Origin of the sequence: Allosphingosinicella sp. (genome assembly GCF_035626655.1) — a bacterium.
GTDB lineage: Bacteria > Pseudomonadota > Alphaproteobacteria > Sphingomonadales > Sphingomonadaceae > Allosphingosinicella.
The window spans coordinates 22,393-44,405 of the sequence record NZ_DASPNF010000019.1 but is presented as its reverse complement, the minus strand read 5'-3'; the positions used below and the strand labels follow the sequence as shown (position 1 = coordinate 44,405).

At 69.5% G+C, this 22,013-nt stretch carries 31 protein-coding genes; 15 read left to right on the top strand and 16 right to left on the bottom strand.

Features of this window, described 5'->3' with window-relative positions; genetic code table 11:
* Nucleotides 1-5: 5 nt before the first annotated feature.
* The 5 genes from VEC11_RS14880 to VEC11_RS14860 all read left to right on the top strand — a co-directional run bounded on the left by VEC11_RS14880 (nucleotide 6) and on the right by VEC11_RS14860 (nucleotide 2,303).
* Entirely contained in the window at nucleotides 6-257 is a 252-nt protein-coding gene (locus tag VEC11_RS14880; RefSeq protein ID WP_464133056.1) for a hypothetical protein, read from the top strand.
* A gap of 67 nt (nucleotides 258-324) precedes the next feature.
* The gene (locus VEC11_RS14875) at nucleotides 325-930 is read left to right on the top strand and encodes a peptidase S14 (protein ID WP_464133050.1); all 606 of its coding nucleotides are present in this window, start codon (nucleotides 325-327) and stop codon (nucleotides 928-930) included.
* Between the two features lie 96 nt (nucleotides 931-1,026).
* On the top strand, nucleotides 1,027-1,746 hold the full coding sequence (locus tag VEC11_RS14870) for a Crp/Fnr family transcriptional regulator (protein WP_464133046.1): 720 nt from the start codon (nucleotides 1,027-1,029) through the stop codon (nucleotides 1,744-1,746).
* A gap of 13 nt (nucleotides 1,747-1,759) precedes the next feature.
* Nucleotides 1,760-2,026, top strand: a complete 267-nt coding sequence (locus tag VEC11_RS14865) for a DUF6894 family protein (RefSeq protein ID WP_464133042.1) — start codon at nucleotides 1,760-1,762, stop codon at nucleotides 2,024-2,026.
* Nucleotides 2,027-2,102: 76 nt separating this feature from the next.
* The gene (locus tag VEC11_RS14860) at nucleotides 2,103-2,303 is read left to right on the top strand and encodes a hypothetical protein (RefSeq protein ID WP_464133038.1); all 201 of its coding nucleotides are present in this window, start codon (nucleotides 2,103-2,105) and stop codon (nucleotides 2,301-2,303) included.
* Between the two features lie 17 nt (nucleotides 2,304-2,320).
* Here VEC11_RS14860 and VEC11_RS14855 read toward each other — a convergent pair whose 3' ends face one another.
* Entirely contained in the window at nucleotides 2,321-2,569 is a 249-nt protein-coding gene (locus VEC11_RS14855) for a DUF6894 family protein (protein WP_464133033.1), read from the bottom strand.
* A 203-nt stretch (nucleotides 2,570-2,772) separates the two neighbouring features.
* Between VEC11_RS14855 and VEC11_RS14850 the strand changes: the two genes are divergently transcribed.
* From VEC11_RS14850 to VEC11_RS14830, 5 genes are all read left to right on the top strand, one after another.
* Nucleotides 2,773-3,516, top strand: coding sequence for a Crp/Fnr family transcriptional regulator (locus VEC11_RS14850; protein WP_464133029.1), 744 nt, complete (start codon nucleotides 2,773-2,775; stop codon nucleotides 3,514-3,516).
* Between the two features lie 160 nt (nucleotides 3,517-3,676).
* Nucleotides 3,677-4,438 (top strand): Crp/Fnr family transcriptional regulator, encoded by a 762-nt coding sequence (locus VEC11_RS14845; protein ID WP_464133024.1) that lies wholly within the window; start codon nucleotides 3,677-3,679, stop codon nucleotides 4,436-4,438.
* 137 nt (nucleotides 4,439-4,575) lie between these two features.
* Entirely contained in the window at nucleotides 4,576-6,621 is a 2,046-nt protein-coding gene (locus tag VEC11_RS14840) for a M13 family metallopeptidase (protein WP_464133020.1), read from the top strand.
* Nucleotides 6,622-6,690: 69 nt separating this feature from the next.
* Nucleotides 6,691-8,736: a M13 family metallopeptidase gene (locus VEC11_RS14835; protein WP_464133015.1), complete on the top strand. Its 2,046-nt coding sequence runs from the start codon at nucleotides 6,691-6,693 to the stop codon at nucleotides 8,734-8,736.
* 67 nt (nucleotides 8,737-8,803) lie between these two features.
* The gene (locus tag VEC11_RS14830; protein WP_464133009.1) at nucleotides 8,804-9,196 is read left to right on the top strand and encodes a Rap1a/Tai family immunity protein; all 393 of its coding nucleotides are present in this window, start codon (nucleotides 8,804-8,806) and stop codon (nucleotides 9,194-9,196) included.
* Between the two features lie 17 nt (nucleotides 9,197-9,213).
* Here the strand turns inward: VEC11_RS14830 and VEC11_RS14825 are convergent, their stop codons facing one another.
* The 3 genes from VEC11_RS14825 to VEC11_RS14815 all read right to left on the bottom strand — a co-directional run bounded on the left by VEC11_RS14825 (nucleotide 9,214) and on the right by VEC11_RS14815 (nucleotide 11,751).
* Entirely contained in the window at nucleotides 9,214-9,681 is a 468-nt protein-coding gene (locus tag VEC11_RS14825) for a YchJ family protein (RefSeq protein WP_464133003.1), read from the bottom strand.
* Between the two features lie 68 nt (nucleotides 9,682-9,749).
* A complete protein-coding gene (locus VEC11_RS14820; protein WP_464132999.1) occupies nucleotides 9,750-9,995 on the bottom strand; it encodes a DUF2171 domain-containing protein in 246 nt (81 codons plus the stop codon).
* Nucleotides 9,996-10,032: 37 nt separating this feature from the next.
* The gene (locus VEC11_RS14815) at nucleotides 10,033-11,751 is read right to left on the bottom strand and encodes an FAD-dependent oxidoreductase (RefSeq protein ID WP_464132994.1); all 1,719 of its coding nucleotides are present in this window, start codon (nucleotides 11,749-11,751) and stop codon (nucleotides 10,033-10,035) included.
* 100 nt (nucleotides 11,752-11,851) lie between these two features.
* Between VEC11_RS14815 and VEC11_RS14810 the strand changes: the two genes are divergently transcribed.
* The gene (locus VEC11_RS14810; RefSeq protein ID WP_464132990.1) at nucleotides 11,852-12,775 is read left to right on the top strand and encodes a peptidylprolyl isomerase; all 924 of its coding nucleotides are present in this window, start codon (nucleotides 11,852-11,854) and stop codon (nucleotides 12,773-12,775) included.
* Between the two features lie 3 nt (nucleotides 12,776-12,778).
* On the opposite strand, the gene VEC11_RS14805 is transcribed toward VEC11_RS14810, so the two are convergent.
* The 5 genes from VEC11_RS14805 to VEC11_RS14785 form a co-directional block, all read right to left on the bottom strand.
* Nucleotides 12,779-12,991, bottom strand: coding sequence for a P-loop nucleotide/nucleoside kinase family protein (locus tag VEC11_RS14805; RefSeq protein WP_464132985.1), 213 nt, complete (start codon nucleotides 12,989-12,991; stop codon nucleotides 12,779-12,781).
* Nucleotides 12,988-13,263 (bottom strand): P-loop nucleotide/nucleoside kinase family protein, encoded by a 276-nt coding sequence (locus tag VEC11_RS14800; protein ID WP_464132978.1) that lies wholly within the window; start codon nucleotides 13,261-13,263, stop codon nucleotides 12,988-12,990. The genes VEC11_RS14805 and VEC11_RS14800 overlap by 4 nt, the downstream gene beginning before the upstream one ends.
* A gap of 8 nt (nucleotides 13,264-13,271) precedes the next feature.
* Nucleotides 13,272-14,846, bottom strand: a complete 1,575-nt coding sequence (locus tag VEC11_RS14795) for an ABC-F family ATP-binding cassette domain-containing protein (RefSeq protein ID WP_464132974.1) — start codon at nucleotides 14,844-14,846, stop codon at nucleotides 13,272-13,274.
* A 136-nt stretch (nucleotides 14,847-14,982) separates the two neighbouring features.
* Nucleotides 14,983-15,366 carry an MAPEG family protein gene (locus VEC11_RS14790; RefSeq protein WP_464132969.1) on the bottom strand — a complete coding sequence of 128 codons (384 nt, stop codon included), beginning with the start codon at nucleotides 15,364-15,366 and terminating at the stop codon, nucleotides 14,983-14,985.
* Between the two features lie 68 nt (nucleotides 15,367-15,434).
* Nucleotides 15,435-16,016 carry a 3-keto-disaccharide hydrolase gene (locus VEC11_RS14785; protein ID WP_464132965.1) on the bottom strand — a complete coding sequence of 194 codons (582 nt, stop codon included), beginning with the start codon at nucleotides 16,014-16,016 and terminating at the stop codon, nucleotides 15,435-15,437.
* Nucleotides 16,017-16,121: 105 nt separating this feature from the next.
* On the opposite strand from VEC11_RS14785, the gene VEC11_RS14780 reads away from it, so the two are divergent.
* Nucleotides 16,122-17,201, top strand: a complete 1,080-nt coding sequence (locus VEC11_RS14780; RefSeq protein ID WP_464132959.1) for a hypothetical protein — start codon at nucleotides 16,122-16,124, stop codon at nucleotides 17,199-17,201.
* Here VEC11_RS14780 and VEC11_RS14775 read toward each other — a convergent pair.
* The 7 genes from VEC11_RS14775 to VEC11_RS14745 all read right to left on the bottom strand — a co-directional run bounded on the left by VEC11_RS14775 (nucleotide 17,173) and on the right by VEC11_RS14745 (nucleotide 20,484).
* Nucleotides 17,173-17,613: a hypothetical protein gene (locus VEC11_RS14775; protein ID WP_464132953.1), complete on the bottom strand. Its 441-nt coding sequence runs from the start codon at nucleotides 17,611-17,613 to the stop codon at nucleotides 17,173-17,175. The genes VEC11_RS14780 and VEC11_RS14775 overlap by 29 nt on opposite strands.
* 1 nt (nucleotide 17,614) lies before the next feature.
* Nucleotides 17,615-18,037 carry a hypothetical protein gene (locus VEC11_RS14770; protein WP_464132948.1) on the bottom strand — a complete coding sequence of 141 codons (423 nt, stop codon included), beginning with the start codon at nucleotides 18,035-18,037 and terminating at the stop codon, nucleotides 17,615-17,617.
* Nucleotides 18,034-18,711 carry a DUF2306 domain-containing protein gene (locus VEC11_RS14765; protein WP_464132943.1) on the bottom strand — a complete coding sequence of 226 codons (678 nt, stop codon included), beginning with the start codon at nucleotides 18,709-18,711 and terminating at the stop codon, nucleotides 18,034-18,036. Before VEC11_RS14765 ends, VEC11_RS14770 begins: the two co-directional genes overlap by 4 nt.
* Nucleotides 18,708-18,938: a helix-turn-helix domain-containing protein gene (locus tag VEC11_RS14760; RefSeq protein WP_464132939.1), complete on the bottom strand. Its 231-nt coding sequence runs from the start codon at nucleotides 18,936-18,938 to the stop codon at nucleotides 18,708-18,710. Before VEC11_RS14760 ends, VEC11_RS14765 begins: the two co-directional genes overlap by 4 nt.
* Entirely contained in the window at nucleotides 18,938-19,459 is a 522-nt protein-coding gene (locus VEC11_RS14755) for a DUF2975 domain-containing protein (RefSeq protein WP_464132934.1), read from the bottom strand. The genes VEC11_RS14760 and VEC11_RS14755 overlap by 1 nt, the downstream gene beginning before the upstream one ends.
* Before the next feature lie 145 nt (nucleotides 19,460-19,604).
* Nucleotides 19,605-20,135, bottom strand: a complete 531-nt coding sequence (locus VEC11_RS14750; protein WP_464132928.1) for a retropepsin-like aspartic protease family protein — start codon at nucleotides 20,133-20,135, stop codon at nucleotides 19,605-19,607.
* Between the two features lie 70 nt (nucleotides 20,136-20,205).
* Nucleotides 20,206-20,484, bottom strand: a complete 279-nt coding sequence (locus VEC11_RS14745) for a hypothetical protein (RefSeq protein WP_464132924.1) — start codon at nucleotides 20,482-20,484, stop codon at nucleotides 20,206-20,208.
* A 115-nt stretch (nucleotides 20,485-20,599) separates the two neighbouring features.
* Here VEC11_RS14745 and VEC11_RS14740 point away from each other — a divergent pair, with 115 nt between their 5' ends.
* From VEC11_RS14740 to VEC11_RS14730, 3 genes are all read left to right on the top strand, one after another.
* Nucleotides 20,600-20,761 carry a hypothetical protein gene (locus VEC11_RS14740; RefSeq protein ID WP_464132920.1) on the top strand — a complete coding sequence of 54 codons (162 nt, stop codon included), beginning with the start codon at nucleotides 20,600-20,602 and terminating at the stop codon, nucleotides 20,759-20,761.
* Nucleotides 20,758-21,042, top strand: a complete 285-nt coding sequence (locus tag VEC11_RS14735) for a hypothetical protein (RefSeq protein WP_464132915.1) — start codon at nucleotides 20,758-20,760, stop codon at nucleotides 21,040-21,042. Before VEC11_RS14740 ends, VEC11_RS14735 begins: the two co-directional genes overlap by 4 nt.
* 69 nt (nucleotides 21,043-21,111) lie before the next feature.
* The gene (locus tag VEC11_RS14730) at nucleotides 21,112-22,008 is read left to right on the top strand and encodes a TonB family protein (RefSeq protein ID WP_464132910.1); all 897 of its coding nucleotides are present in this window, start codon (nucleotides 21,112-21,114) and stop codon (nucleotides 22,006-22,008) included.
* Nucleotides 22,009-22,013 lie beyond the last annotated feature (5 nt).

The following is a 22,013-nucleotide window of genomic DNA, read 5'->3' as shown; positions in this document are numbered from 1 at the left end:
AGAAAATGGCTGACAACAATCAGAACCAGCAGGGCACCGGTGGCATGGCGCAAGGCGGCCAGGGCGGTCAGGACCAGGGCGGCCAGGGCGGCGGCCAGCAGGGCGGCATGGGCGGCGGCCAGGGCCAGCAGGACCAGGGCGGCGGCGGCCAGGGTGGCGGCCAGCAGGGCGGCCAGGGCGGCGGCCAGCAGCAGCAGCAGCAGCAGGAAGAGCGCGAGCGTGAGCGTGAGCGCGAACGGGAGCGTGAGCGCGAATAGCCCCTGACGTTAACTTCTCCGGGCGGCCGCCCTCGTTGGGGGCGGCCGCATTCTTAGGGAGGCAGAATTGGCCCGCGACGAACTCCAGGCGGAGGCCTGGCCAGACATTCTCGACCGGCCGCAAATCTCCTTGGTCGGCGACATCGACAAATATTCGGTCGAGCGGTTCCTCGACCAGCTGAGCAAGGCCGAGCAGGCCGGCGGCGACGTGGCGCTCGAGGTCACCACGCTCGGCGGCGACCCGGAAATGGCGCGCAGGATCGTGCTGGAGATCGACCGCGCCCGCGCCCGCCTGGCCGGCCGCTTCCTCTTCCTAGGCAAGACCGTCGTCTATTCGGCCGGGGCGACGATCATGTCCGCCTTTCCCTGCCGCGACCGCTGGCTCACCGCGGACACGATGCTGATGATCCACGGGCGCAAGCTCGACAAGACGGTGGAGCTCTCCGGCCCGATCCGCGCCAGCATCCCGATGGTCGAGGCCCTGCTTTCCCAGCTCAAGGTCGGCATCGCCCATGAGGAGGAGAATTTCCGCCGGCTGATCGACGGCTGCGACGTCAGCCCCGAGGAATTGCGGCAGAAGGCACTGCACAACTGGTATCTGAGCGCGGAGGACGCGCTCGGGCGCGGCCTCGTCGCCGGCATCCTTCCGAATCCGCAGGGGCCAGCCGGATGAGCTGCGCGGACGCAGGCTCGACGTGCCGGACCTTGCCGCGCTGATGCGCGTTGGACAGTTTACCTCCGATGATCTGCATATGGAACGAATAGCGGCATGATCGACGCCTACCTTCTCAAGCTCCGCGCCCGCGACGCGGTCAGCGAGGAGGAGGAGGAGGCGATCCGCAGCCTGTTTTCGGAGGTGAAGGAGGTTGCGGCGGACAAGACCGTGGTCCGCGCCGGCGAGCGCCTCCATTTCAGCATCATGCTGCTCGACGGGCTGCTCTGCCGTTACAAGGATCTCCGCGACGGCTCGCGCCAGATCAGCGAGCTGCACGTCGCCGGCGATTTCGCCGATCTGCACGGGTTCACCCTCAAGAAGCTCGATCACAGCGTGATGACCCTGACTCCCTGCCGGATCGCGCTGGCGCCGCACGAGCGGATCAGGGCGGTCGCGACGGAGCATCCGCATCTCGCGCGCCTGTTCTGGCTGACCACCAATATCGACGCCGCGATCCACCGCGAATGGGTGCTCTCGCTCGGCCGGCGCACCGCGCTGGCGCGGGTGGCGCACCTGTTCTGCGAACTGAGGGAGCGGCTCGCCATCGTCGGCCTTGCGGACGAGACCGGCTTCGAGCTGTCCCTGACCCAGACCGATATCGCCGAGTGCATGGGGCTGACTCCGGTGCATGTGAACCGCACGCTCAGGGAACTGCGCGAGCGCGGCCTCGTCGAGTTTCGCAGCCGGCGGGTGACGATCCTCGACCTTGCCGGGCTGAAGCGCGTCGCGGAGTTCGACCCCGGCTATCTCGATCTCGAGCCGGAACCGCGTTAGCGGGGGGAGCCTCATGCCGCTTTATTATTTCAACATCTACAATGGCAACGGCCTCACCGAGGACGAAGAGGGCCGCGAGCTGCCCGACCTGGAGCCCGCGCGCCTCGAGGCGCTGCAGGGTATCCGCTCGATCCTCGCCGAGGACGTGCTGCAGGGCCGGCTGGACCTGCGCGGAAGGATCGACGTCCTGGATGAGCACGAGGAAACCCTGTTCTCGGTCGCCTTCAGGGAAGCGCTCGAGATCAAGGATGCTGTCCCGGCTGCGGATAACGCCGGTTAATGACTTGTGTTGTGGCGAATCGGTCCGCGACAAGCATATGTTTTCCGTCGGTTTTTCAGCCAACGGGGGACCCGGAATGCCGGAATATCGGCTCTATCTGCTCAACCGGCACAGCGGCCATATCGACGGCGTGGAGGAGTTCCGCAGCGCCGACGATATCGAGGCGATCTGCCTGGTCGGCCAGAAGGAACGCGATGTGCCGACCGAATTGTGGTGCGGCGGCCACAAGGTTGCCCGGTTCGACACCCAGCCCGAAATCTCGACAAGGACACGCTAGCGTCGAGCGCGGTTCCGTCAGTCGTCGGACGAAATCACCTCGACCGCTTCGGTGAACGGCAACCCGTGGACGATCGCGCCCGAGCCGTTCTCCACGTCAATCCGCATGTGCAGCGGCACCCGGCCCTCGAGCACCTCCGCCGCCAGGATCGACCGCGCCGAGTGGCGCGCCTGATCGCGCGCCCGATCGAGCCCCTCCAGCTCCACGCCTTCGGGATCCAGGAGCACGTCCTGGCCGTCGCGCAGGTGGAAATAGAACCGGGCCATCACCCTCGCTTCGTCCAGCGGGTCTCTTCACGCGGCCCCTTGCCGCACCCGGAACAAACTAATGGAAATTATGCTCTATTTCTCAACATATGTTAGGCTTCGTGTTTGGACCTGTGTTAAGGCTGGGCCCCCGGCGGAGCGATAAGCGAGCGTTCTGGCAGGGAGAAGCGGATCGTGGCCTTCACCCCTCCGCGGAAGGCGCAATGACCGAGCTACGCCCAGAACTCCTGCAGATGCTCCGCAAGTTCCGGATGCGCGCACCTCTGGACGAGGGCGACGAGGAAGCGCTGCTTGGCCTCCCGTACCGGATGCAGACGATCGAGCCCGGCGTGTATTTCGTGCGCGAAGGCGAGCGGCCAGACCGATCCTGCCTGATTGTCTCCGGCTTCGCCTATCGCCACAAGGTGACGATCGAGGGGGCGCGGCAGATCGTCAGCGTCCACATTCCCGGCGACTTCATCGATCTCGAATCGGCCATGCTCAACGTCGCCGATCACAACATCCAGACCCTGACCCGCTGCGAGCTCGCCTTCGTCCCGGGGTCGGCGATTCGGGAGCTGGCCATGGCGCATCCCAATGTCGGCATGGCGATGTGGATCGATACGCTGATCGACGCTTCAGTCTTCCGTGAATGGGTGGTCAATGTCGGCCGTCGCGACGCCCGCTCGCGCATCGCCCACCTGCTCTGCGAGTTCGCCCGCCGGCTCGAGGTTGCCGGCCTGGCCGAGCAATATGGCTACCAGCTGCCGATGACCCAGGAGCAGCTCGCCGACGCGACCGGCCTCACGCCGGTCCACGTAAACCGGGTCCTGCGCGCACTCGACCGGGAAGGCCTGATCGAGCGCGACCGCCGCTATGTCGGCATTCCGGACTGGGAGCCGCTGCGCCGCGTGGCCGGCTTCTCCGAAACCTACCTGCACCTCGATCAGGTCCGCAGCGCCGCCTGAGAAGCCTGGCCGGTCCGACAACATTTATTTTCAGTTATTATCATATGATGGGATTTATTGCCGCTCATAGGTTAAGCAGGGTGATCGCCGGGCGGAACCTTCCGGGCCCCGGCGGCTGAGAGACCAGTGCGCTCCCGCCCTGTTGACGCGGAGTAGCGCGATGACCGACCCCAAAGCCGTCCTTGGCCTCATGCTGAGAAAGTTCGAGCGCCGTGCCCAGCTGGCCCGGGAGGATCTCCTGGCGTTGCTGGATCTCCCTTTCCGGCTGCAGACGATCGAGGCCTCGGCCTATGTCGTGCGCGAGGGTGAACGGCCGACCCAGTCCTGCCTGATCGTCTCCGGCTTCGCCTACCGCCACAAGGTCACCGCCGAGGGCGCCCGGCAGATCGTCAGCGTCCACATTCCCGGCGATTTCGTCGATCTCGAGGGCGCCTTGCTCAACGTCGCCGACCACAATGTGCAGGCGCTGACCCGGTGCGAGGTCGCCTATGTCAAGCGCGAGGCGGTGCGCGACCTGATCCTCGCTCACCCGAAGGTCGGCATGGCGATGTGGGTGGACACGTTGATTGACGGCGCCGTCTTCCGCGAATGGGTGGTCAATGTCGGGCGCCGCAATGCCCACTCGCGCATCTCCCACCTGCTCTGCGAGTTCGCGCGCCGGCTCGAGGTGGCCGGCCTGGCCGAGGAATATCGCTACGAGCTGCCGATGACGCAGGAGCAGCTCGCCGACGCCACCGGCCTCACCCCGGTCCACGTCAACCGCATCCTGCAGCAACTGACCCGCGAGGGGCTGATCTCGCGGCAGAAGCGCCACATCGCCATCCCGAACTGGGAGAAACTGCGCAGCGCCGCCGGCTTCACCGAAACCTATCTGCATCTCGACCAGGTCCCGCGTGGCCTTGTGGCGCCCGTCGCGGCCTGATTTTCGCAAGAGCGATCAAGCGTTTCGTCGAAAAAGGGCTTGCGAATCAACGCGCAGGCGCCAACGGGTGCGCGCGGGGACATTGGCTTTATGGGGGCGACGGGGGCAGGCTGCACTCGCCGCCTGGAGGGATATTCATGAAAAACAAGCGTTTCGCGCTGGTCTCGGCGCTGCTGATCACGGCTGCGACGCCGCTGGTCGCCCAGACGGGCGACGCGCCCGCGCCGCGCCCGAGCGCCGCCTCGCGCTTTGCGCCCTGGGGCGTCGATCTCGCCGCGCGCGATCCGGCGATCAAGCCGGGCGACGATTTCTGGCGCTACGCCAACGGCAACTGGTTCCGCGCCAACCCGATCCCCAATGATCGCCAGGCCTGGGGCGTGGGCTCGGTGCTCAGCGAGGACGTCGAGGCGCAGCTGCGGGACATCGTCGAGACCGCCAATCGCGGCACCGACCCGGTCAGCCGCCAGGTCGCCGCAATGTATGCGAGCTGGATGGACGAGGCGGGGATCGAGGCGCGCGGCGCCGCCGTGCTTCGCCCCTGGCTCGACCGGATCAACGCCGCGCAGAGCCGCGACGATCTGATCCGCCTGTTCGCCACGCCGGGCTTCCCGTCGCCGGTCGGGGTCGGCATCACCATCGATACCCAGGATCCGACGCGCTACGTCGCCGGCGCCGGGCAGGGCGGCCTCGGCATGCCGAACCGCACCTATTATCTGAACGAGGGTCCGCAGTTCGACCGCTACCGCGCCGCCTACCGGACCTATGTCTCGACCATGCTGCGGCTCGCCGGCATCGAGAATCCGGAGGCCAGGGCCGACGCGATCATCGCGCTCGAGCGCCGCATCGCCGAGGCGCACTGGACGCCCGAGCGCAGCCGCGACGTCACCCAGTCGATCAATCCGATGACGCCCGCCCAGCTGCAGGAGCTGGCGCCCCAGTTCAACTGGCCCTTGCTGCTCCAGACCCAGGGCCTCGGCAACGTGCAGACGATCATCGTCCGCCAGACCACTGCCATCCAGGCCGAGGGCCGGCTCTTCGCCGAGGTCGACCTGCAGACCTGGAAGGACTGGATGGCCTTCCAGTTCATCCGCGGCGCCGCGCAATATCTGCCGCGCGCGTTCGACGAGGCGAACTTCAACTTCTACTCGCGCACGCTCTCCGGCACCCAGCAGCAGCGCGACCGCTGGAAGCGCGGCCTCGGCGTGCTCAACCAGACGCTCGGCGAGGCGGTCGGCGAGATCTATGTCCGCCGCCACTTCCCGGAGACGAGCCGCCGGCAGATGGCCGAGCTGATCGGCGACCTGCGCGGGGCGCTCGCCGAGCGGCTGCGCGCCAATCCCTGGATGGACGAGGCGACCCGGACCGCGGCGCTCGCCAAGCTGGACAGCTTCGATCCGAGGATCGGCAATCCGGTGCGCTTCATCGACTACAGCTCGCTCCGGGTCGCGCCGGACGACCTGCTCGGCAACATGATCCGCGCCGCCGAGTTCCAGCGCAACCTGGCGCTGTCCCGCCTGCCCAACCCGGTCGACCGTTCGCTCTGGGCGATGACCCCGCAGACGATCAACGCCTATTACAGCCCGCAGACCAACCAGATCACCTTCCCGGCCGCGATCCTGCAGCCGCCTTTCTTCAACCCGACCGCGGACGCGGCGGTGAACTATGGCGCGATCGGCGCGGTGATCGGCCATGAGATCGGTCACGGCTTCGACGACAATGGCCGCCGCTTCGATCCGCAGGGCCGCCTGCGCGACTGGTGGTCGCCGCAGTCGGCCGAGCGCTTCACCGAGCTCACCCGGCGCCTCGGCGCGCAATATTCCGCCTTCCAGTCGGCCGGCCAGAACATCAACGGCCAGCTCACCATGGGCGAGAATATCGGCGACCTGGGCGGCATCGAAATGGCCTATGCCGCCTATCAGCGCTACCAGGCCCGCCACGGCCGGGCGCGCGTGATCAACGGGCTCACCGGCGACCAGCGCTTCTTCCTGGCCTATGCCCAGGCCTGGCGGAACCAGGTCCGCGAGGATGCGCTGCGCCAGCAGGTGCTGACCGATCCGCACAGCCCGCCCGAATGGCGGGTCAACGGCGTCGTCCGCAATGTCGACGCCTGGTACCGCGCCTTCAACATCCGCCCGGGCGACCGGCTCTACCTGCCGCCCGAGCAGCGCGTCCATATCTGGTAATGCAGCCACAGGGGTCGGGCGGATGCCCGGCCCCTTTTTCGAATCCCCGACCTTCAAGGAAAGACCTTCATGCCCAGCCGCAAATTCCTTCTCGTCGCCTCGCTCCTCCTCGCCGGCGCCGCGCCCGTCATCGCCGGCGCCGCCCAGCCCGCCCGCCCTGCGGCCGGCAAGGCCCAATATGGCAGCTTCGGCATCGACCTTGCCGCCCGCGACATGGCGGTGAAGCCGGGCGACGACTTCTTCCGCTATGCCAACGGCACCTGGCTCCGGGCGACGCAGATCCCGGCCGACCGGACCAGCTGGAGCCTGTGGACCGTCCTTTCCGAGGATATCGAGCGGCAGGTCCGCGCCATCGTCACCGAGGGCGCCACTTCCCGGGATCCCGGCCAGCGCAAGGTCGCCGACTTCTACGCCGCCTGGATGGACGAGGCGGGCATCGAGCGCCGGGGCACCGCGCCCCTGCAGCCCTATCTCCAGCGCATCGCCGCGATCCGCGACCGCGCCGGCCTGCTCGCCGTCTTCGCGACGCCGGGCTATCAGTCGCCGGTCGGCGTCGGCATCATCCCCGATCTCGCCAATCCGACGCGCTACACCGCGATCGCCGGCCAGGGCGGGCTCGGCATGCCGAACCGCGATTATTACCTCCGCGAGGGCGAGCAGTTCGACCGCTACCGCGCCGCCTACCGCAATTATGTGATCCAGCTCCACCGGCTCGCGGGCATCGCCGATCCGGAGGCCAGGGCCGACCGCATCATCGCGCTCGAGCGCAGGATCGCCGAGGCGCACTGGACGCCGGAGCGCAGCCGCGACATCCAGGCGATCAACAATCCGATGAACCGCGCCCAGCTCGCCCAGCTGGCGCCGCAGTTCGACTGGCCCAATTACCTGCAGCGCCGCGGCCTCGGCAATGTCGACATCGTCATCGCCACGCAGACGACGGCGATCACCGGCATCGGCCGGCTGCTCGACGAGGTGCCGCTCGACACCTGGAAGGATTATCTGACCTTCCACTTCATCAACAGCTACGCGCAATATCTGCCGCGCGCCTTCGACGAGGCGAAGTTCGATTTCTTCAACCGCACGCTCGGCGGCCAGCAGCAGCAGCGCGAGCGCTGGAAGCGCGGCCTCGGCTACGTCAACGCCTCGATGGGCGAGGCGGTCGGCAAGATCTACATCGAGCGCCACTTCCCGGCCGAGAGCCGGCGGCAGATGACCGAGCTGATCGGCAATCTGCGCGCCGCCTTCGCCGAACGGCTGCGCAACCTGGAGTGGATGGACGACGCCACCCGCCAGGCCGCCCTCGCGAAGCTCGACGCCTTCGAGCCGCGCATCGGCGGGCCGGCGGTCTGGATCGACTATACGAATTACCGCGTCGACCGGAACGACCTGCTCGGCAACATGGTCCGGGCGGCCGAGTTCAACTGGAACCTGCAGCTGTCGCGCCTCCCGAACCCGGTCGACCGCCGGCTCTGGGGGATGAACGCGCACATCATCAACGCCTCCTACAATCCGCTGCAGAACCAGATCACCTTCCCGGCGGGCATCCTGCAGCCGCCCTTCTTCGACCCGAACGCCGATCCGGCGGTCAATTACGGCGCGATCGGCGCGGTGATCGGCCATGAGATCGGCCACGGCTTCGACGATCAGGGCCGCCGCTTCGATCCGCAGGGCCGGGTGCGCGACTGGTGGAGCGCGACCTCGGGCCAGCGCTTCATGGAACGGGCCGCCCGGCTCGGCGCGCAATATAGCAGCTACCGGCCGCTGCCCGACCTCGCCGTCAACGGCCAGCTGACCATGGGCGAGAATATCGGCGATCTCGGCGGGCTGGAAATGGCCTATGCCGCCTATCGCCGGCATGTCGCCCAGCATGGCGAGCCGCCGGTGATCGACGGCCTGACCGGCGACCAGCGCTTCTTCCTCTCCTGGGCGCAGGTCTGGCGCAGCCTCGACCGCGAGGGCCTCGCCCGCCAGCGCATCCTGACCGATCCGCACAGCCCCGAGGAGTTCCGCGTCAACGGCGCGGTCCGCAACATCGACGCCTGGTACCGCGCCTTCAACGTCCAGCCCGGCGACCGGCTCTATCTGCCGCCCGAGCAGCGGGTTCACATCTGGTAAGACATGGAAGGGGCCGGGCGAAAATCCGGCCCTTTTCATTTCGGGCGCAGGGGCGGATGATGCCGGCATGACGCTGACCCTGCTCGCCGCCGCCCTGCTCGCGCATGCCCCGTCCCATGACGAGTTCACCGTACGGCAGGTGTACGAAGGGTGCACCCGGCTCATCCGGCGAGGTGCGGCGCTCCGGCATTCTTCGCTAAGCCCCGAAGAGGCGATGTGTGACGCGGTCGTCACGATGCAGCTCGCCGTCCTCGATGCGCAGACCTCGCTCGCCGAAGATGGCGAGGCAGTTAGCCGCAGCTTCTGTTTGCCGGACAATGTGCTTGGCAGCGCCGAGCCGGCACTGGCGCTGGCGGAGGCTTTTATCGCCTATGTCGACCGCAATCCCGCCGTTCGCGATAGCGAGCTAGCCCAAGTCTTCGATAAAGCCATGATCGAGACTTGGCCCTGTCCGGCCTGAACCGCGCCTCAGTAGCCTCACGGGTTCGGCCGGCCGCGCGGCCGCCTTGCCAGCCGCCCGGTCAGCGTCCAGCCGCGGCGGCCGGGCCTGACCACCTCGTCCAGGAACCAGCGCCCGCCTTCCCGCACGAAGTGGAAGCGGAGCAGGACGGGCCGGCTCAAGTTGCGGAAACGAGCGGTGACGGTCTGTCGGTCGGGCCGGCGCCGGGGCTCAAGTGCGAGGTCGAGGCCGGCCAGCCGCCAGTCCACGCCGTCGATCCAGAAGTCCGCGCCGTCCAGTTCCTCGCCGCCCGCCGCCTCGTCAAAGGCGTGGAGAAGGCGGCGCAGGCGGGTGCTCGCATAACTGTCGAGTGCGATGGTTCGGTTGCCGTGCTGATATTCGCCGTAGCGCGCCGCCACGAACGCCATCGGATCGGCGACGCCGGGATAAGCCGGCGGCTCCGCCCGGCCCAAGGCCACAGCCAGCGCGAGGATCGGGGTCCACATGCGGCAATCCTCCCCGGCCGCCAGTGCAGCCGGGAAGGGCTGAACGCAGGCTTAAAGCGGCAGGGTCCTCAGTCTTTCTCTTCCTCGAAGCTCACCGCGACGTCGGCATTGGCCGACAGCCGCACCGTGTCGCCCTCCACCCCGGCGACCAGGCCCTTTGAGAGGAAATGATGGTGACCCTCATGGCTGCCCTGGCCGCTGTCCTTTTTGGTCAGCTTGATCTTGTCGCCCTCGACCCGGTCGACGGTGCCGACATGCACGCCGTCCGCGCCGATCACTTCCATGCCTTCCTTCACGTCGTCGAAACCGGCCATGTCCTTCACTCCTTCCAAGGGGATCGCGGGAAATTCGTTACGCGGTCTGAACGGCTTTCACCGTCTGCTGTTCCGGCGGACGGTTGGCGAGCCAGGCGTGGAGCAGGGCCACGACCTGCGCCCCGTCGCCGACCGAGGCGGCGACGCGCTTGACCGAGGAGGCGCGCACGTCGCCGACCGCGAACACGCCGCACCGGCTCGTCTCCAGCGCCAGCCGCTCCTCACCGACCGTGGCGCCGGCCTCGGCGCCGGTCAGCAGGAAGCCGCGCGGATCGCGGGCGATGCCGGCAGAGGCCAGCCAGTCGGTGTTGGGCTCCGCGCCGATGAAGGAGAAGAGGTGGCTGACCGCCCGGCAGGTCTCCTCGCCCGAGGCGACGTTGCGCCAGCAGACCGAGGAGAGCCGGTCATGCTCGCCGTCGAGCCGCGAAATCTCGACCCCGGTCACCACCTCGATATTGGGCTGCTGCGCGATCCGCTCGACCAGGTAATGCGACATGGTCGCCGAGAGCGGCCGGCGGGTCAGCAGCCAGACCTTCTTCGCCTGCCCGGCCAGATAGACCACGGCCTGCCCGGCGCTGTTGCCGCCGCCGACCAAAGCGACCTCCGCCCCGGCGCAGAGATTGCCCTCCATCGGCGATGCCCAGTAATGGACGCTGGCGCCCTCGAACCGGTCGAGCCCCGCCACGTCGAGCCGCCTGTAGGTCGCGCCGGTCGCGATCACCGCCGCCCGGGCGCGGACCCGCTCGCCCGTCGCGAGCCGGATCTGCAGAGGATCCATGCCGCATTCCAGCTGCACGGCCTCGTCCGGGATCGCCATCTCCACGCCGAACTTCTGCGCCTGGTTGAAGGCCCGGCCCATCAGCGCCATGCCGGTAATGCCGGTCGGGAAGCCCAGATAATTCTCGATTCGGGAGGAGGCGCCGGCCTGGCCGCCGAAGGAGCGGCAGTCGAGCGTCAGCACTTTCAGCCCCTCCGATCCCGCATAGACCGAGGTCGCCAGCCCCGCCGGCCCCGCGCCGATCACGACGACGTCGTAGAGCATGTCGGGGTCGATCGGCCCGACCAGGCCGAGGCAGCGGGCGAGCTGGCCCTCGTCCGGGTTGCGGAGCAATTTTCCGCTCGGGCAGAGCACGATCGGGAGCTCCTCCGGCGTCACCTCGAACCGGACGACCAGGGTGTGGGCGCAGCTGTCCTCGTCCGGATCGAGCTGCTGGTAGGGATGACCGTTGCGCCGCAGGAAGTTCACCAGCCGCAGCACATTGCCGTTGCCGGCATGGCCGACGATCACCGGGCCGCCGCCGCCGCTTTCGATCAGGCCGACGCGGCGCAGGATCAGGGCGCGCATGATCCGCTCGCCGAGCACCGCCTCGGCGATGATCAGGGCGCGCAGCCGGTCGGGCGACACCGCCACCGCCTCGACGTCGGTCAGGGCGTCCGCGTCGACCAGCACCGGCCGGCCGGACAGCTGCGCGAGCTCGCCCATGAACGATCCGGTCTTGTGGGTGACGATGGGCACGGGCGCCATGCCCGGCATGCGCTGCGTCACCTGCACCTCGCCGGCGAGGATCAGCATCAGGCCATGCCCGGTCTCCCCGGTCCGCTGCAGCGGCTCGCCGGCGGCGAAGCGGACCGGCTCGCCGAAGCGCCGGAGCCGGGCCAGCTCGGCCTCGCTCAGGGTCGGGAACATCTGCGCGCCGCGCTCGGCGATCAGGCTCTGCTGCGGATTGGTCATGCGGGCTCCCGTCAGGCGACTCATGGCAAAGTGAGATGCTAGCACGCCCGTCAACCGCAACCGCAATGCGAGCTTGAAGCGGCCCCGAATTCCGCGCAGGCTGCCGGAAAACTGGGGAGTTTCCATGCGCCGCTTCGCCACCCTCGCCACCCTGACCCTGCTCGCCACCGCCGCCGCGGCCCAGCCCGGGCGCTGGACGCCGCGCCCCATCCCCAATGCCACCGAGCCGGCCGAGGTGATCGCCAATGCCCCCGCCGCGGTATGGCGGCCGATCGCGCCGGAAAATCTGCTGGTCATGGACCTTCAGGAAGGGGGCCGCGTGATCATCGAGCTGGCGCCGGCCTTCGCTCCCGTCCATGTCGCCAATATGCGCCGCTACGCCCGCGCCGGCTGGTGGAACAACGCCACCATCTACCGGGTGCAGGACAATTATGTCGCGCAATGGGGCAATGGCGACGCCAACGTCCCGCTCCCCGAAGGCGTGGTCCAGCGTCCGCCTGCCGAATATGAGCGTCCCACCGCCGGGCTGACCCCGCGCGCGCTGGGCTTCCCGGACAGCTATGCGCCGATGACGGGCTTCGTCGACGGCTGGCCGATGGCCTGGGATCCGGCCCGGCGCAGCGCCTGGCTCACCCATTGCTATGCCACGGTCGGCGTCGGCCGCGATCTTCACCCGGACACGGGCACGGGCGGCGAACTTTATGCGGTGATCGGCCATTCGCCCCGGCCGCTCGACCGCAACATTGCCAATGTCGGGCGCGTGATCGAGGGGATCGCCCTGCTCTCGGCCCGGCCGCGCGGCACCGGCAATCTCGGCTTCTACCAGGCCGACCGCGGCGAGACCCCGATCCGCATCGCCCGCGTCCGCATCGCCGCCGACATGCCCGCGGCCGAGCGCCCGCGCTTCGAGGTGATGCGCACCGACACGCCGACCTTCGCCGCCTATCTCCGCGGCCGCGCCAATCGCGGCGGCCAGTTCTTCCGGGTGCCGGCGGGCGGGGTGGATATCTGCAACGTCAACGTGCCGGTGCGGAGAAGGGCGGGCTGAACCTCATTCCGGCCGGTGCACGACGATCTCCAGGCCTTCTTCGGCCGAGGGGGGCACGAAATAGGAGGTGATCAGGTCGAAATGCGCGTCCGTCGGCGCGAATTCGTGCGCACCGCTGGCATTGCGCGCATGCATCCGCGCCCGGCACAGCTCGTCCGGCACGTCGAGCCAGTGCAGCACATGCGCCGCGCCCGCTTCCTCGGCGACGCCCTTCATCCAGGCGCGTTCGCCACCGTGTTCGCCGGAAAGTCCAGCACCACCGAGACGCCCGCCCGGAGCAGGTCGACCACATGCGGCCCCATCGCCGCGCGCAGCTTCGCCGCGCAGCGGACATAATCCGCCACCGTCGCCATCTCGGCGCCGAACAGGGGCGCGGTCCATTTGTCCTCGCTGACCACCACGGTCAGCGAGGCATCGCCGAGCTGCGCGGCGAGCGAGGATTTCCCCGCGGCGATCTTGCCGCAGAGCATGTGCAGGGTGGCGGCCATCCCCCAGCCTAACCCAGCCCGATCTCCCGAGTCACCCCGATCGCGTCCAGAAAGGCCGCGTCGTGGCTCACGACGAGCAGCGCCCCGTCATAATCCCCGAGCGCCGCCTCCAGCATCTCGATCGACTCCACGTCGAGATGGTTGGTCGGCTCGTCGAGGATCAGCAATTGCGGCGGCTGCGGGCCCGAAAAGGCGATGGCGAGGCCGGCGCGCAGGCGCTCGCCGCCGCTATAGCTTCCCGCCGGCCGCAGCGCCTCGCGGTTGCGGAAGCCGAACCGGGCAAGCGCGGCATGGGCGTGGTTCGCGGTCAGCGCCGGATGGTGGTGGCGGAGCTTGCCGACCAGATCGAGCGCCGGATCGAGCCCGGCGACATGCTGGTCGAGCATCGCGATGGCGCCCTCCGCGCGGCGCACCGTGCCGGACGTCGGTGCCAGCGCCCCGGTGACCAGCTTCAGGAGGCTGGTCTTGCCCGCCCCGTTGGGCCCCGAGAGCGCCAGCCGCTCCGGGCCGCGGATCGTGAAGGACAGGGGGCCGAACAGCCGGCGTCCGCCGAGGTCCAGCGCCACCTCCTCGAAGGCCAGCAATGTCCGGTTCGCGGGCAGGCCGGAGGCCGGCAGCTCGATGCGGAGCGGGGTCAGGATCTCCACCTTCGCGCGCGCCGTGGCCAGCGCCTCCTCCGCCTCGCCGATCTGCCGCTCGCCGAGCACCCGCCCGCGGCCGGCGCTCTCCTCGGCCTTGCGCTTGAGGCCGCCCAGGATGATCTTCGGCGCGCCGCCCCGCGCGGCCGCCGCGCGTCCGGCCCTGTCGCGCCGCGCCTGCCGCTCGGTCCGCGCCTGCGCCGCGCGCTTTTCCTGGACCAGTGCGCGCTCCGCTGACTCCAGCGCCGCCCCGGCCCGGCCGAGCGCCGCCTCCCGTGCCGCGGCGAAGGCGGACCAGCCGCCGCCATAAGTGAAGATGCCGGCGGCGGAGAGATGGACGATCCGGTCCATGCCCTCGAGCAGGCGCCGGTCGTGGCTGGCGACCAAAGCGCCGCCGCGCCAGTCCGCAAGCAATGCCGCCACCGCCGCCCGGCCCTCGCGGTCGAGATTGTTGGTCGGCTCGTCGAGCAGCAGCAGGTCCGGGGCCTCGACCAGCAGCCGGGCGAGGCCGAGCCGGGTGCGCTCACCGCCGCTCAGCGACGCTGCGTCGCGGCCGAGGTCCGCGCCGGGGAGCCCGACGTCGGCCAGCGCCGCGTCCAGCCGCTCGGCGAGCGTCCAGTCCGCCTCGGCCATGTCCTCGGCCGAGCCTTCGCCCTGCGTCAGCCGCTCGAGCCGCGCGAGCGCGCCGGCCACGCCGAGCGCGGCGGCGAGCGTTCCGTCCGAGGGCTGGATTTGGCGCAGCACGCCGATCCGTCCGGCGCGGATGACATGGCCCGCGGCTGGCCTGGCCTCGCCGGCGGCGATGGCGAGCAGGGTCGACTTGCCGGCGCCGTTGCGTCCGACCAGGCCGATCCGCTCGCGGCCGATCGAAAGGCTCAGGTCCGAAAAGAGCAGGCGCCCGTCAGGCGCGGCGGCGGCGAGACAATCGAAGGTGAGAAAAGACATGGGGCACCTGGATGGCGGGGAAGGGAAAAGCGGGCTTCCGATCCGTGTTCATCCTGTCCTCCATGTCCTCGCGCGGCATTGCGCGGGGCCCATGTGGCGGCGTCGGGCCGGCGATGCAAGCCCGCCGGCGCCTGGCTCACCAGAAGGCGATCACCGCCGCATAGAGGCCGAGCCCGATCATGACCGGCGCGGTGAACAGCATCGCGACGCTGCGCCCGAGCTGCCAGCCGTCCATGCCGAGGCCGTGCAGGATGCGGCCGAGGATGAAGAGGCCCGCAACGATGGCGAGCCAGAGCTGGAACCCCCGCGCCGCCTCGATCAGCGCGATCAGGATCAGCACCACGGGCGCATATTCGGCGAAGTTGAGCTGCGCCCGCATCCGCGCGATCAGCCGCGGATGGCCGCCGTCGCCGACCGAGATCTTCTCGGACACGCGCAGCTCCGCAATGCGCCAGGAAAGCCAGAAATTGACCAGCGCCGCAGCGCCGGCGGTCGTCAGAGCGATCGGCAGCATGATCATGGCAAGCCCCTCCCCAGGGGGCGATATCTGGCACGCCGCACCCGGCCCCGCAACCGGCGCGGGCGCGCTCAGAGCGGCCTGAGCCCGACCTTGCGGAAGCGCACGATGCCGGCGCCATATTGCAGCGCGATCGGCCCTTCGCGATGTGTGGCGTCGCGCGCGCCGGCGACCGTGGTCCGGCCGTTCATCGCCACGTCGAAGCGGTCGCCGCGGGCGCGGATCGTCATCAGGTTCCACCGGTCGCCAGCCCGCACCGCAGGCGAGACCGGGGCGACATTGACGATCGCGCCGGTGGCGTAGGTCGGGTCCGGCCGCGTGTCGAAGATGTTGATCTCGTAGCTGTTCGCCACGCTGATCGCCGCGCGGTCCTGGCAGCGGATGAAGATGCCCGAATTGGCCTCCGGGCTGACCCGGAATTCGACGCGCAGCTCAAAATCGCGGAAGCTTTCCCGCGAGACGAGGAAGCTGATGCCGCCCCGGTCGGCGATGATCGCGCCGCGCTCCACCCGCCAGTTGGCGTCGCCGACCGTGGTCCAGCCGTCCAGGCAGCGCCGGTTGAACAGCCGCCGGAACCCGGGGCGGGCGAAGGCGGGGGCGGGGAGCAGCAGGGCGGCAGCGGTGCCAAAGATAAAGGTGCGGCGATTGTTCATTGCTACTTCCCCAATCGGGCCACCCCCAGCCTAACTGACCTGCCTCCACCTCCGCAACGGGCGCGGGCATGGCCAAGGTGCCCTCACTGCTCTAGCATCGAGGGAATGCTCGCTTTGGTCACCGCGCTCCTGCTTCTCCCCGCCCCGGCCACGGCCCAGCCGGCCAGCAACCGGCTGGTCGAGCGGATGCAGGCGATCGACCCCGCCACCGCCACTCCCGCGGCGTGCGAGGAGCGGATTGCACAGGCGCCCGCCCTGAACGGACCGGACCTCTTCCACGCGTCCGCGATCTGCTTCCATGCGGGGCGGCTCGTCGAGGGCAGCTTCCTCCTGAACGCGGGCCAGACCAGGTCGATCGCCGATATGGCGCTGATCGTCCCCGCGACCCGCGCGGACAGCGAAAAGCAGGCCGAACTGTACGGCTTCATCTATTTCAGTGCCGGCGGCCCCGGCAGCGACGAGGTGTTTCGCGACCCGGCTCTCAGGGCGCGTTTCTGGCGCCTCTATGACGCTTGGTCGCCCGCATTCGGCCCGGCCTACGATCCCGGCTGGAACGCGCGGCGAAGTCCGGACGCCGCAGCCTATCGGTCGGCGATCGCCGAGATCAGCGAGGGCAGGCGCCGGCAGCTGAACGAGATCGCCCGCCTCTATGCCGACGACGCCTATTACGCGCTGCATCGCCGCATGCAGGAACTGCAGGCGCGAACCCAGGGGCGGTATGTCGAGGGCACAGCGGATTACGATCTGTCACGCGACCTCGATCGGCAGATGAACGAGCGCGCCGTCGCCCTCGGCTTAAGGGAGCGGGCGAGCCCGCCGGAGCCGGGCGATCAGTCGCTGCCCCCCATGCCGCCTGCCTCCCCGGCGGCGGATGAGACCGTACAGCCCGCCGCTTCGGATCCTGTTTCCCGGCGATGCGCCGAGATGGCCGAGCGGATGACGATAGCCGCTGAGTCGCAGATCGCGCGAGTGTTGGTGACGGTGAGCCCCACCTGGGGAGTGATTTGGCGGGCAGACCTCACCGGCGGACGCGACCCGGCGATGCGCTTCACCTGCTCCGCGCGAACTACCGCTTCCGAGCCTCTGGGCGAGGGCCCGGGGGCGATCGCCCCGCTTCCTGATCGCCCCCCCGCCGCCTCCGGCACAACCCTGACCGTCAGCGCCACCTCTCCACCGGCGCCCTGATCAAATTCCGCCAGACATAGCCCCAGGGAATGAGCACCGGCGCCAGCGCGAGCGGGAGGAGGCCGACGAGGATCAGGTCTTCGCCCAGCCGCGGCGCATTCACCCCCGCGAACCAGTGCGGCAGACCGATGAAGGCCAGCCAGACCATCTTCCAGCCAAGCTCGAAGAGCAGCACCGGCAGCACCTTCAGCGGATGCAGGACGCCGATGATCCCCATGATCCAGAGCCCGCCCTTCACGCCCAGGAACAGATGGCGCTCCGGGCTGTGGTCGAGCAGCAGCGGCAGGGTCACCAGGAAGCCGTCGACCGCGAAGAAGAGATAGACGGCGCGCAGCGCATAGAGGCGAGCCAGCGACACCTCCTGGTCGCCCCGCTTCCAGATGCCGGGTGCGGGCCGGGACGACGCGGCCATCTCAATTCTCCTCCGCCGCGGGCCGCCGCCAGCGCGCGCCCGGCTGCGTCACGTAGGTCCTGACGACGTAGCGCCAGGGGATGACCGGGATGAGCACGACCGCGAGCAGGCATTCGATCACCGACTGCATCGTGCGCGGGTCCATGCGCCCGGCCGTCCACAGGGGAAGCGCGACCATGGTCAGCCAGATCGCCTTCCAGAGCAGTTCGAACAGCAGGACGGGCAGCATCTGCAGCGGATAGCGGAGCCCGAGCGCCGCCAGCACCGACACGCCCGCCATCATCCCGGCGACGACGCTGTTCATCAGCGGCCAGTCGCTCCGGTGGCTCAGCAGCGACGGCCAGATGACGAGCAGGATGCCGATCGCGACGAAGGCATAAGCGGCACGCAGCAGGTTCAGGCGGAGCAAAGAGACATGGGTCATGCGGGGCTCCCTTCGGGGGCGGCGGGAAGACTGGGACGGAAGCGCCGGCCGAAGCGCACCCGGACCAGCCAGAAGGCCATCACCGCAAACGGCGCGAAGGCGGGGACGAGGAGGAAGGGCGAGCGTTGCCAGGCGGCCGGCAGCACGTCCTGCTGGCCGAGGAAGAAGGAGCCGGTGGCGATGAAGAAGGCGAAGCACATCCGCCAGAGGTGGCGGCTGAGCCGCTGCGCCCGGCTCAGCGGGGCGCGCAGGATCGCGTTGAGGTCGAGCAGGCCAGCGAGCAGGACGAGGCCGGTCATCGCGAAGACCGGGCCCCGTCCGACCGGGGTCGCGCCGGCGCCGGTGAAGGCGCCGTAGAGCATCAGCGCGCCAAGCCCGAGCGCGGCGGCGCAGGCGATGACCTCGAACCGGCCCGTCCGCCCGTCGCCGCGGCGCGCGGCCATCCACGAGGTGGCGACGAAATAGCAGACGATGAGCCCGCCGATCGGCGAGCCCGGCGGGTTGCGCCAGGGCTCCAGCAAGGCCGCGGTGATGCCGAGCACGAGCATCGCGCCGAAGAAGAGGGTGCCGGACCAGGCGTGCAGCCGGCCCCCCTTGCGCGCCGCGACGGCGATCGTGCCGGCGGGCAGGGCGAGCACGCCGCCCGCAATGTGAATGGCCATGACGATGTTCATGCTGCCTTCGCCTCCTCCGCCGCGTCGGGCAGAAATTCGAGGATGTCGCCGGGCTGGCAGGCGAGCGCGGTGCAGATCGCCTCGAGCGTCGAGAAGCGGATCGCGCGCGCCTTGCCGGTCTTCAGGATGGAGAGGTTGACGATGGTGATGCCGACCCGCTCGGCGAGCTCGGTCAGCGTCATCCTGCGCGCGTGGAGCAGATCGTCCAGCTTGACGAGGATCGCCATCAGACCGTCCCTTCCAGATCCTCGCGCATCCGCGCGCCTTCCGCGAACACGCGGGCGAGCACGAAGACGAGCAGGATGGCGAGCAGGCCGGCGATGGAGGGGCCGGCGCTGATGTTGATCGGATGCGCCGGGGTCGAGATCATCCGGACGATGATCGCGATGACGAGGCCGAGCACCTGCAGGACGATCAGGATCCATGCGATGGTCTGCAGCCGGGCCGCGTTGGCGAGGACGAAGGGGTCGCCCTCCCGCACCGTCCCGACCATCGCGAGCAGGCGGGTGAGGATGAGGTGGTAGAGCGGGATGGTGAAGAGGCCGATCACGGCGATTCCCCGCATCCCCCAGACGATCCGCGTCGCCTCGGGCGAGGGCGTCAGCTTCAGCGAGATCATCAGCCAGTGCTCGTGCGGCATGACGAACAGCAGGACGAGCACCGCCACCGCGAACAGCCAGTTCAGCACGATCAGGATCCGGAGCCCGACCCAGGCGATGGGCAAAGCGGCGGAATAGGGATGCGACATGGACGGCCTCCGACGAATCAATATCGAAAAACGATAATGATATTATCGAAAGTCGTCAAATTAATTATCGATAGTCGCTTAATCAGGGCATGCGCAGAGGGCTGGCGCGACGCGGCCTTGCCTCACCGAAGGAGGTGGAAAGCTGCTAGCGCAGCACCATCGTGTCGCCGCGGATCTCGACGCTGCCGAGGCGCGACAGATAGGACTGGCCGAGCAGGGAGACGGGCAGCTCCTCGGCCACCGCGGCCTGCACGCCGCGCGCCTCGATGCCGCCGATCGCGATCCGCTCGAGGGTCACGGGCACGACCTCGACCGGGCCGCCGACGCCCATGGCCAGCGAACGCTCGGCCGGCAGCTGGATGCCCGCGCGCTGCGCATCCTCGGCGCGCAGCACCACCCAGGAGGCGCCGGTGTCGACCATGAAGCGGATCGTCGCGCCGTTGACCTGCGCGTCGGCGTAGAAATGGCCGTCGGGCCCGCGCCTCAGCTCGCGCGGCGAGGGCAGGCTGACCGGATCGGCGGACGAGATGCGCCCGGGGCGGGACACGGTATTGGCCACCGCGTCCGTCTCGTTGCCGGCCGCGGCGGGCTTCTCCCCGCTCCTGAGCACAGGCGAGAGCAGGCCGACGCCGATCAGCGCCAGCCCGGCGAAGACAAGGCCGTTTCCCGCGGACATGGCCGCGAATCTAGGCCGCGCGGTGCAAAGACCGGGTTAACGCCCGCCGCCGCTCCCGTCTTCGCGCGGCTCAGGCCGCGTGCTGGTGGTGCGGGTCGGGGATCAGCCGCCGGCGCACGGTGCGCACGATCTGGCTGCCGCCGATGCCCTGCGAGCCCTCGAGGGGCAGCGCCGTGCCGCAAAAGGCGCATTCGGCGAGTATCCGGCCGATATGCCAGTGCGACCGGCCGCAGCCCGGACAATAATTGGTCTCCTGATCGCGATAGACGACGTGATATCCACGCTGCGCCACGGGGGGAACCAGGCTCCCGCCGCGTGCCTCGAGCACATTATTATACGCGCTGGCCATGAGCCTGCTCCTTGTGTTCTGCTTTCGGTATGCTTCAACCCGCGAACCGCCTCGCGGTTGCATAACGGCCCCGACACGAACGGAACTTCAGCAGCTTAAGTGCTTTCTGGGCCACATGGCTTTTCTGCCCGCCTCAACCCGTAACGACCGCCGCGACCTGATCCTCGCGCGCGCCGAGGCGAGCCGCATCCGGCGGCTCGAGGAGAAGCGAATCCGCGAGGCGCAGGCGATGGTCGCCCGCTTCTTCGGCCTCGACAGGAAGGCGCCCGCGCCATGAGGAGCCGACGGGGCCTCAGGAAGCGGACCCTCGTCGGCAGCGCGGTCGCGCTCGTCGTCCTCATCCTGGCCGCCTCGATGCTGATCCCCGATTATGGCGACAACCGCGCCGTGGCCGAGCCGGTGCCGCCGCAGGCGCTGAACCGGATCGCGCAGAAGAACGACAATGCCGCGCTCAATGCGGCCGCCGCCATGCGCGCCAGATCGGCCCGCGAGGCACGCATCGCCGACGCGCGCCAGGACCAGCAGGACCGCGCCAAGGCCGTCCAGCCGCAGCGCTGACCGAACGTTCCCGAAGGCATGGACATGCGCCGCCCGCTGCGCTTCAATGCGCGCGGGGGAGGGCGATCTATGTCCGCACTGGCCATGGCAATGCTGCTGACGGGCGCCGGGGATGTGCAGAGGCAGCGGCCGCCGCGCAACCCGCCGCCTCCGGTTATGGTCCCGATGATGCCGCCGGTGCCGCCCGCGCCCTATATCCCGCCGCCGGTCATGGTCCCGCCGCCGCCCGCGCCGCCCGTGCCGGCCGCCACGCCGCCGCAGCGGGCGCGCGCCAATCTCGCCTCTTATTTCAGCGAGGACGATTATCCGGCCGCGGCGCTGCGCGCGCATGACGAGGGGACGACCGGCTTCCAGCTCACCATCGGGCCCAATGGCCGCGTCACCGACTGCCAGGTGACCGCCTCGAGCGGCTCGTCCGCGCTCGACAGCGCGACCTGCCGGATCATGCGCTCCCGCGCCCGCTACACGCCGGCGCGGGGCTATGACGGCAACCCGACGATCGGCCGCGACGCCGGCCGCGTCACCTGGCGGCTGCCCGAGGAGGAGGGGCGGGCCGGCCTGCCCATCGCCGCGCGGCCGGCCCGCCTGCTGACCCTGGAGGCCAGCCGCATGACCGCGGCCGATTTCCCGCGCGGTGTCCAGCCGGCCGGCGCGCAGGGGTCGAGCGGGCTGCGCGTCGCGATCGGCCGCACCGGGCGGGTGATCGGCTGCGACGTGCCGGAGACCAGCGGCGCGCCGGCGCTCGATGCGGCCGCCTGCCGGCTCTACGCCGCCCGCGCCCGCTACGAGCCGGCGCGGGATCTGGCCGGCGCCGCGATCTGCGACGTCGACTGGCTCTCGGTGGACTGGCCGGCGGCCGGCGCGATCGGCCAGCCTGCGGCGCGGCGGGCGCCCGCCTCTCCCGCGCCCGGACCGCTCCGCGGGCAGCTCAATGCCACACTCTGCCCCGGCTGGAGCCCGCGCTGAACGGA

Bases quoted from the DNA above. Each gene is read 5' to 3' on its own strand.
- VEC11_RS14835 (WP_464133015.1), top strand. From the start codon at position 6,691: ATGCCCAGCCGCAAATTCCTTCTCGTCGCCTCGCTCCTCCTCGCCGGC.
- VEC11_RS14815 (WP_464132994.1), bottom strand. From the start codon at position 11,751: ATGAGTCGCCTGACGGGAGCCCGCATGACCAATCCGCAGCAGAGCCTG.
- VEC11_RS14805 (WP_464132985.1), bottom strand. From the start codon at position 12,991: ATGAAGGGCGTCGCCGAGGAAGCGGGCGCGGCGCATGTGCTGCACTGG.
- VEC11_RS14855 (WP_464133033.1), bottom strand. From the start codon at position 2,569: ATGGCCCGGTTCTATTTCCACCTGCGCGACGGCCAGGACGTGCTCCTG.
- VEC11_RS14800 (WP_464132978.1), bottom strand. From the start codon at position 13,263: ATGGCCGCCACCCTGCACATGCTCTGCGGCAAGATCGCCGCGGGGAAA.
- VEC11_RS14810 (WP_464132990.1), top strand. From the start codon at position 11,852: ATGCGCCGCTTCGCCACCCTCGCCACCCTGACCCTGCTCGCCACCGCC.
- VEC11_RS14750 (WP_464132928.1), bottom strand. From the start codon at position 20,135: ATGTCCGCGGGAAACGGCCTTGTCTTCGCCGGGCTGGCGCTGATCGGC.
- VEC11_RS14825 (WP_464133003.1), bottom strand. From the start codon at position 9,681: ATGTGGACCCCGATCCTCGCGCTGGCTGTGGCCTTGGGCCGGGCGGAG.
- VEC11_RS14735 (WP_464132915.1), top strand. From the start codon at position 20,758: ATGAGGAGCCGACGGGGCCTCAGGAAGCGGACCCTCGTCGGCAGCGCG.
- VEC11_RS14765 (WP_464132943.1), bottom strand. From the start codon at position 18,711: ATGAACATCGTCATGGCCATTCACATTGCGGGCGGCGTGCTCGCCCTG.
- VEC11_RS14730 (WP_464132910.1), top strand. From the start codon at position 21,112: ATGTCCGCACTGGCCATGGCAATGCTGCTGACGGGCGCCGGGGATGTG.
- VEC11_RS14830 (WP_464133009.1), top strand. From the start codon at position 8,804: ATGACGCTGACCCTGCTCGCCGCCGCCCTGCTCGCGCATGCCCCGTCC.
- VEC11_RS14865 (WP_464133042.1), top strand. From the start codon at position 1,760: ATGCCGCTTTATTATTTCAACATCTACAATGGCAACGGCCTCACCGAG.
- VEC11_RS14820 (WP_464132999.1), bottom strand. From the start codon at position 9,995: ATGGCCGGTTTCGACGACGTGAAGGAAGGCATGGAAGTGATCGGCGCG.
- VEC11_RS14790 (WP_464132969.1), bottom strand. From the start codon at position 15,366: ATGATCATGCTGCCGATCGCTCTGACGACCGCCGGCGCTGCGGCGCTG.
- VEC11_RS14740 (WP_464132920.1), top strand. From the start codon at position 20,600: ATGGCTTTTCTGCCCGCCTCAACCCGTAACGACCGCCGCGACCTGATC.
- VEC11_RS14860 (WP_464133038.1), top strand. From the start codon at position 2,103: ATGCCGGAATATCGGCTCTATCTGCTCAACCGGCACAGCGGCCATATC.
- VEC11_RS14870 (WP_464133046.1), top strand. From the start codon at position 1,027: ATGATCGACGCCTACCTTCTCAAGCTCCGCGCCCGCGACGCGGTCAGC.
- VEC11_RS14840 (WP_464133020.1), top strand. From the start codon at position 4,576: ATGAAAAACAAGCGTTTCGCGCTGGTCTCGGCGCTGCTGATCACGGCT.
- VEC11_RS14770 (WP_464132948.1), bottom strand. From the start codon at position 18,037: ATGACCCATGTCTCTTTGCTCCGCCTGAACCTGCTGCGTGCCGCTTAT.
- VEC11_RS14780 (WP_464132959.1), top strand. From the start codon at position 16,122: ATGCTCGCTTTGGTCACCGCGCTCCTGCTTCTCCCCGCCCCGGCCACG.
- VEC11_RS14785 (WP_464132965.1), bottom strand. From the start codon at position 16,016: ATGAACAATCGCCGCACCTTTATCTTTGGCACCGCTGCCGCCCTGCTG.
- VEC11_RS14745 (WP_464132924.1), bottom strand. From the start codon at position 20,484: ATGGCCAGCGCGTATAATAATGTGCTCGAGGCACGCGGCGGGAGCCTG.
- VEC11_RS14880 (WP_464133056.1), top strand. From the start codon at position 6: ATGGCTGACAACAATCAGAACCAGCAGGGCACCGGTGGCATGGCGCAA.
- VEC11_RS14755 (WP_464132934.1), bottom strand. From the start codon at position 19,459: ATGTCGCATCCCTATTCCGCCGCTTTGCCCATCGCCTGGGTCGGGCTC.
- VEC11_RS14845 (WP_464133024.1), top strand. From the start codon at position 3,677: ATGACCGACCCCAAAGCCGTCCTTGGCCTCATGCTGAGAAAGTTCGAG.
- VEC11_RS14775 (WP_464132953.1), bottom strand. From the start codon at position 17,613: ATGGCCGCGTCGTCCCGGCCCGCACCCGGCATCTGGAAGCGGGGCGAC.
- VEC11_RS14760 (WP_464132939.1), bottom strand. From the start codon at position 18,938: ATGGCGATCCTCGTCAAGCTGGACGATCTGCTCCACGCGCGCAGGATG.
- VEC11_RS14850 (WP_464133029.1), top strand. From the start codon at position 2,773: ATGACCGAGCTACGCCCAGAACTCCTGCAGATGCTCCGCAAGTTCCGG.
- VEC11_RS14795 (WP_464132974.1), bottom strand. From the start codon at position 14,846: ATGTCTTTTCTCACCTTCGATTGTCTCGCCGCCGCCGCGCCTGACGGG.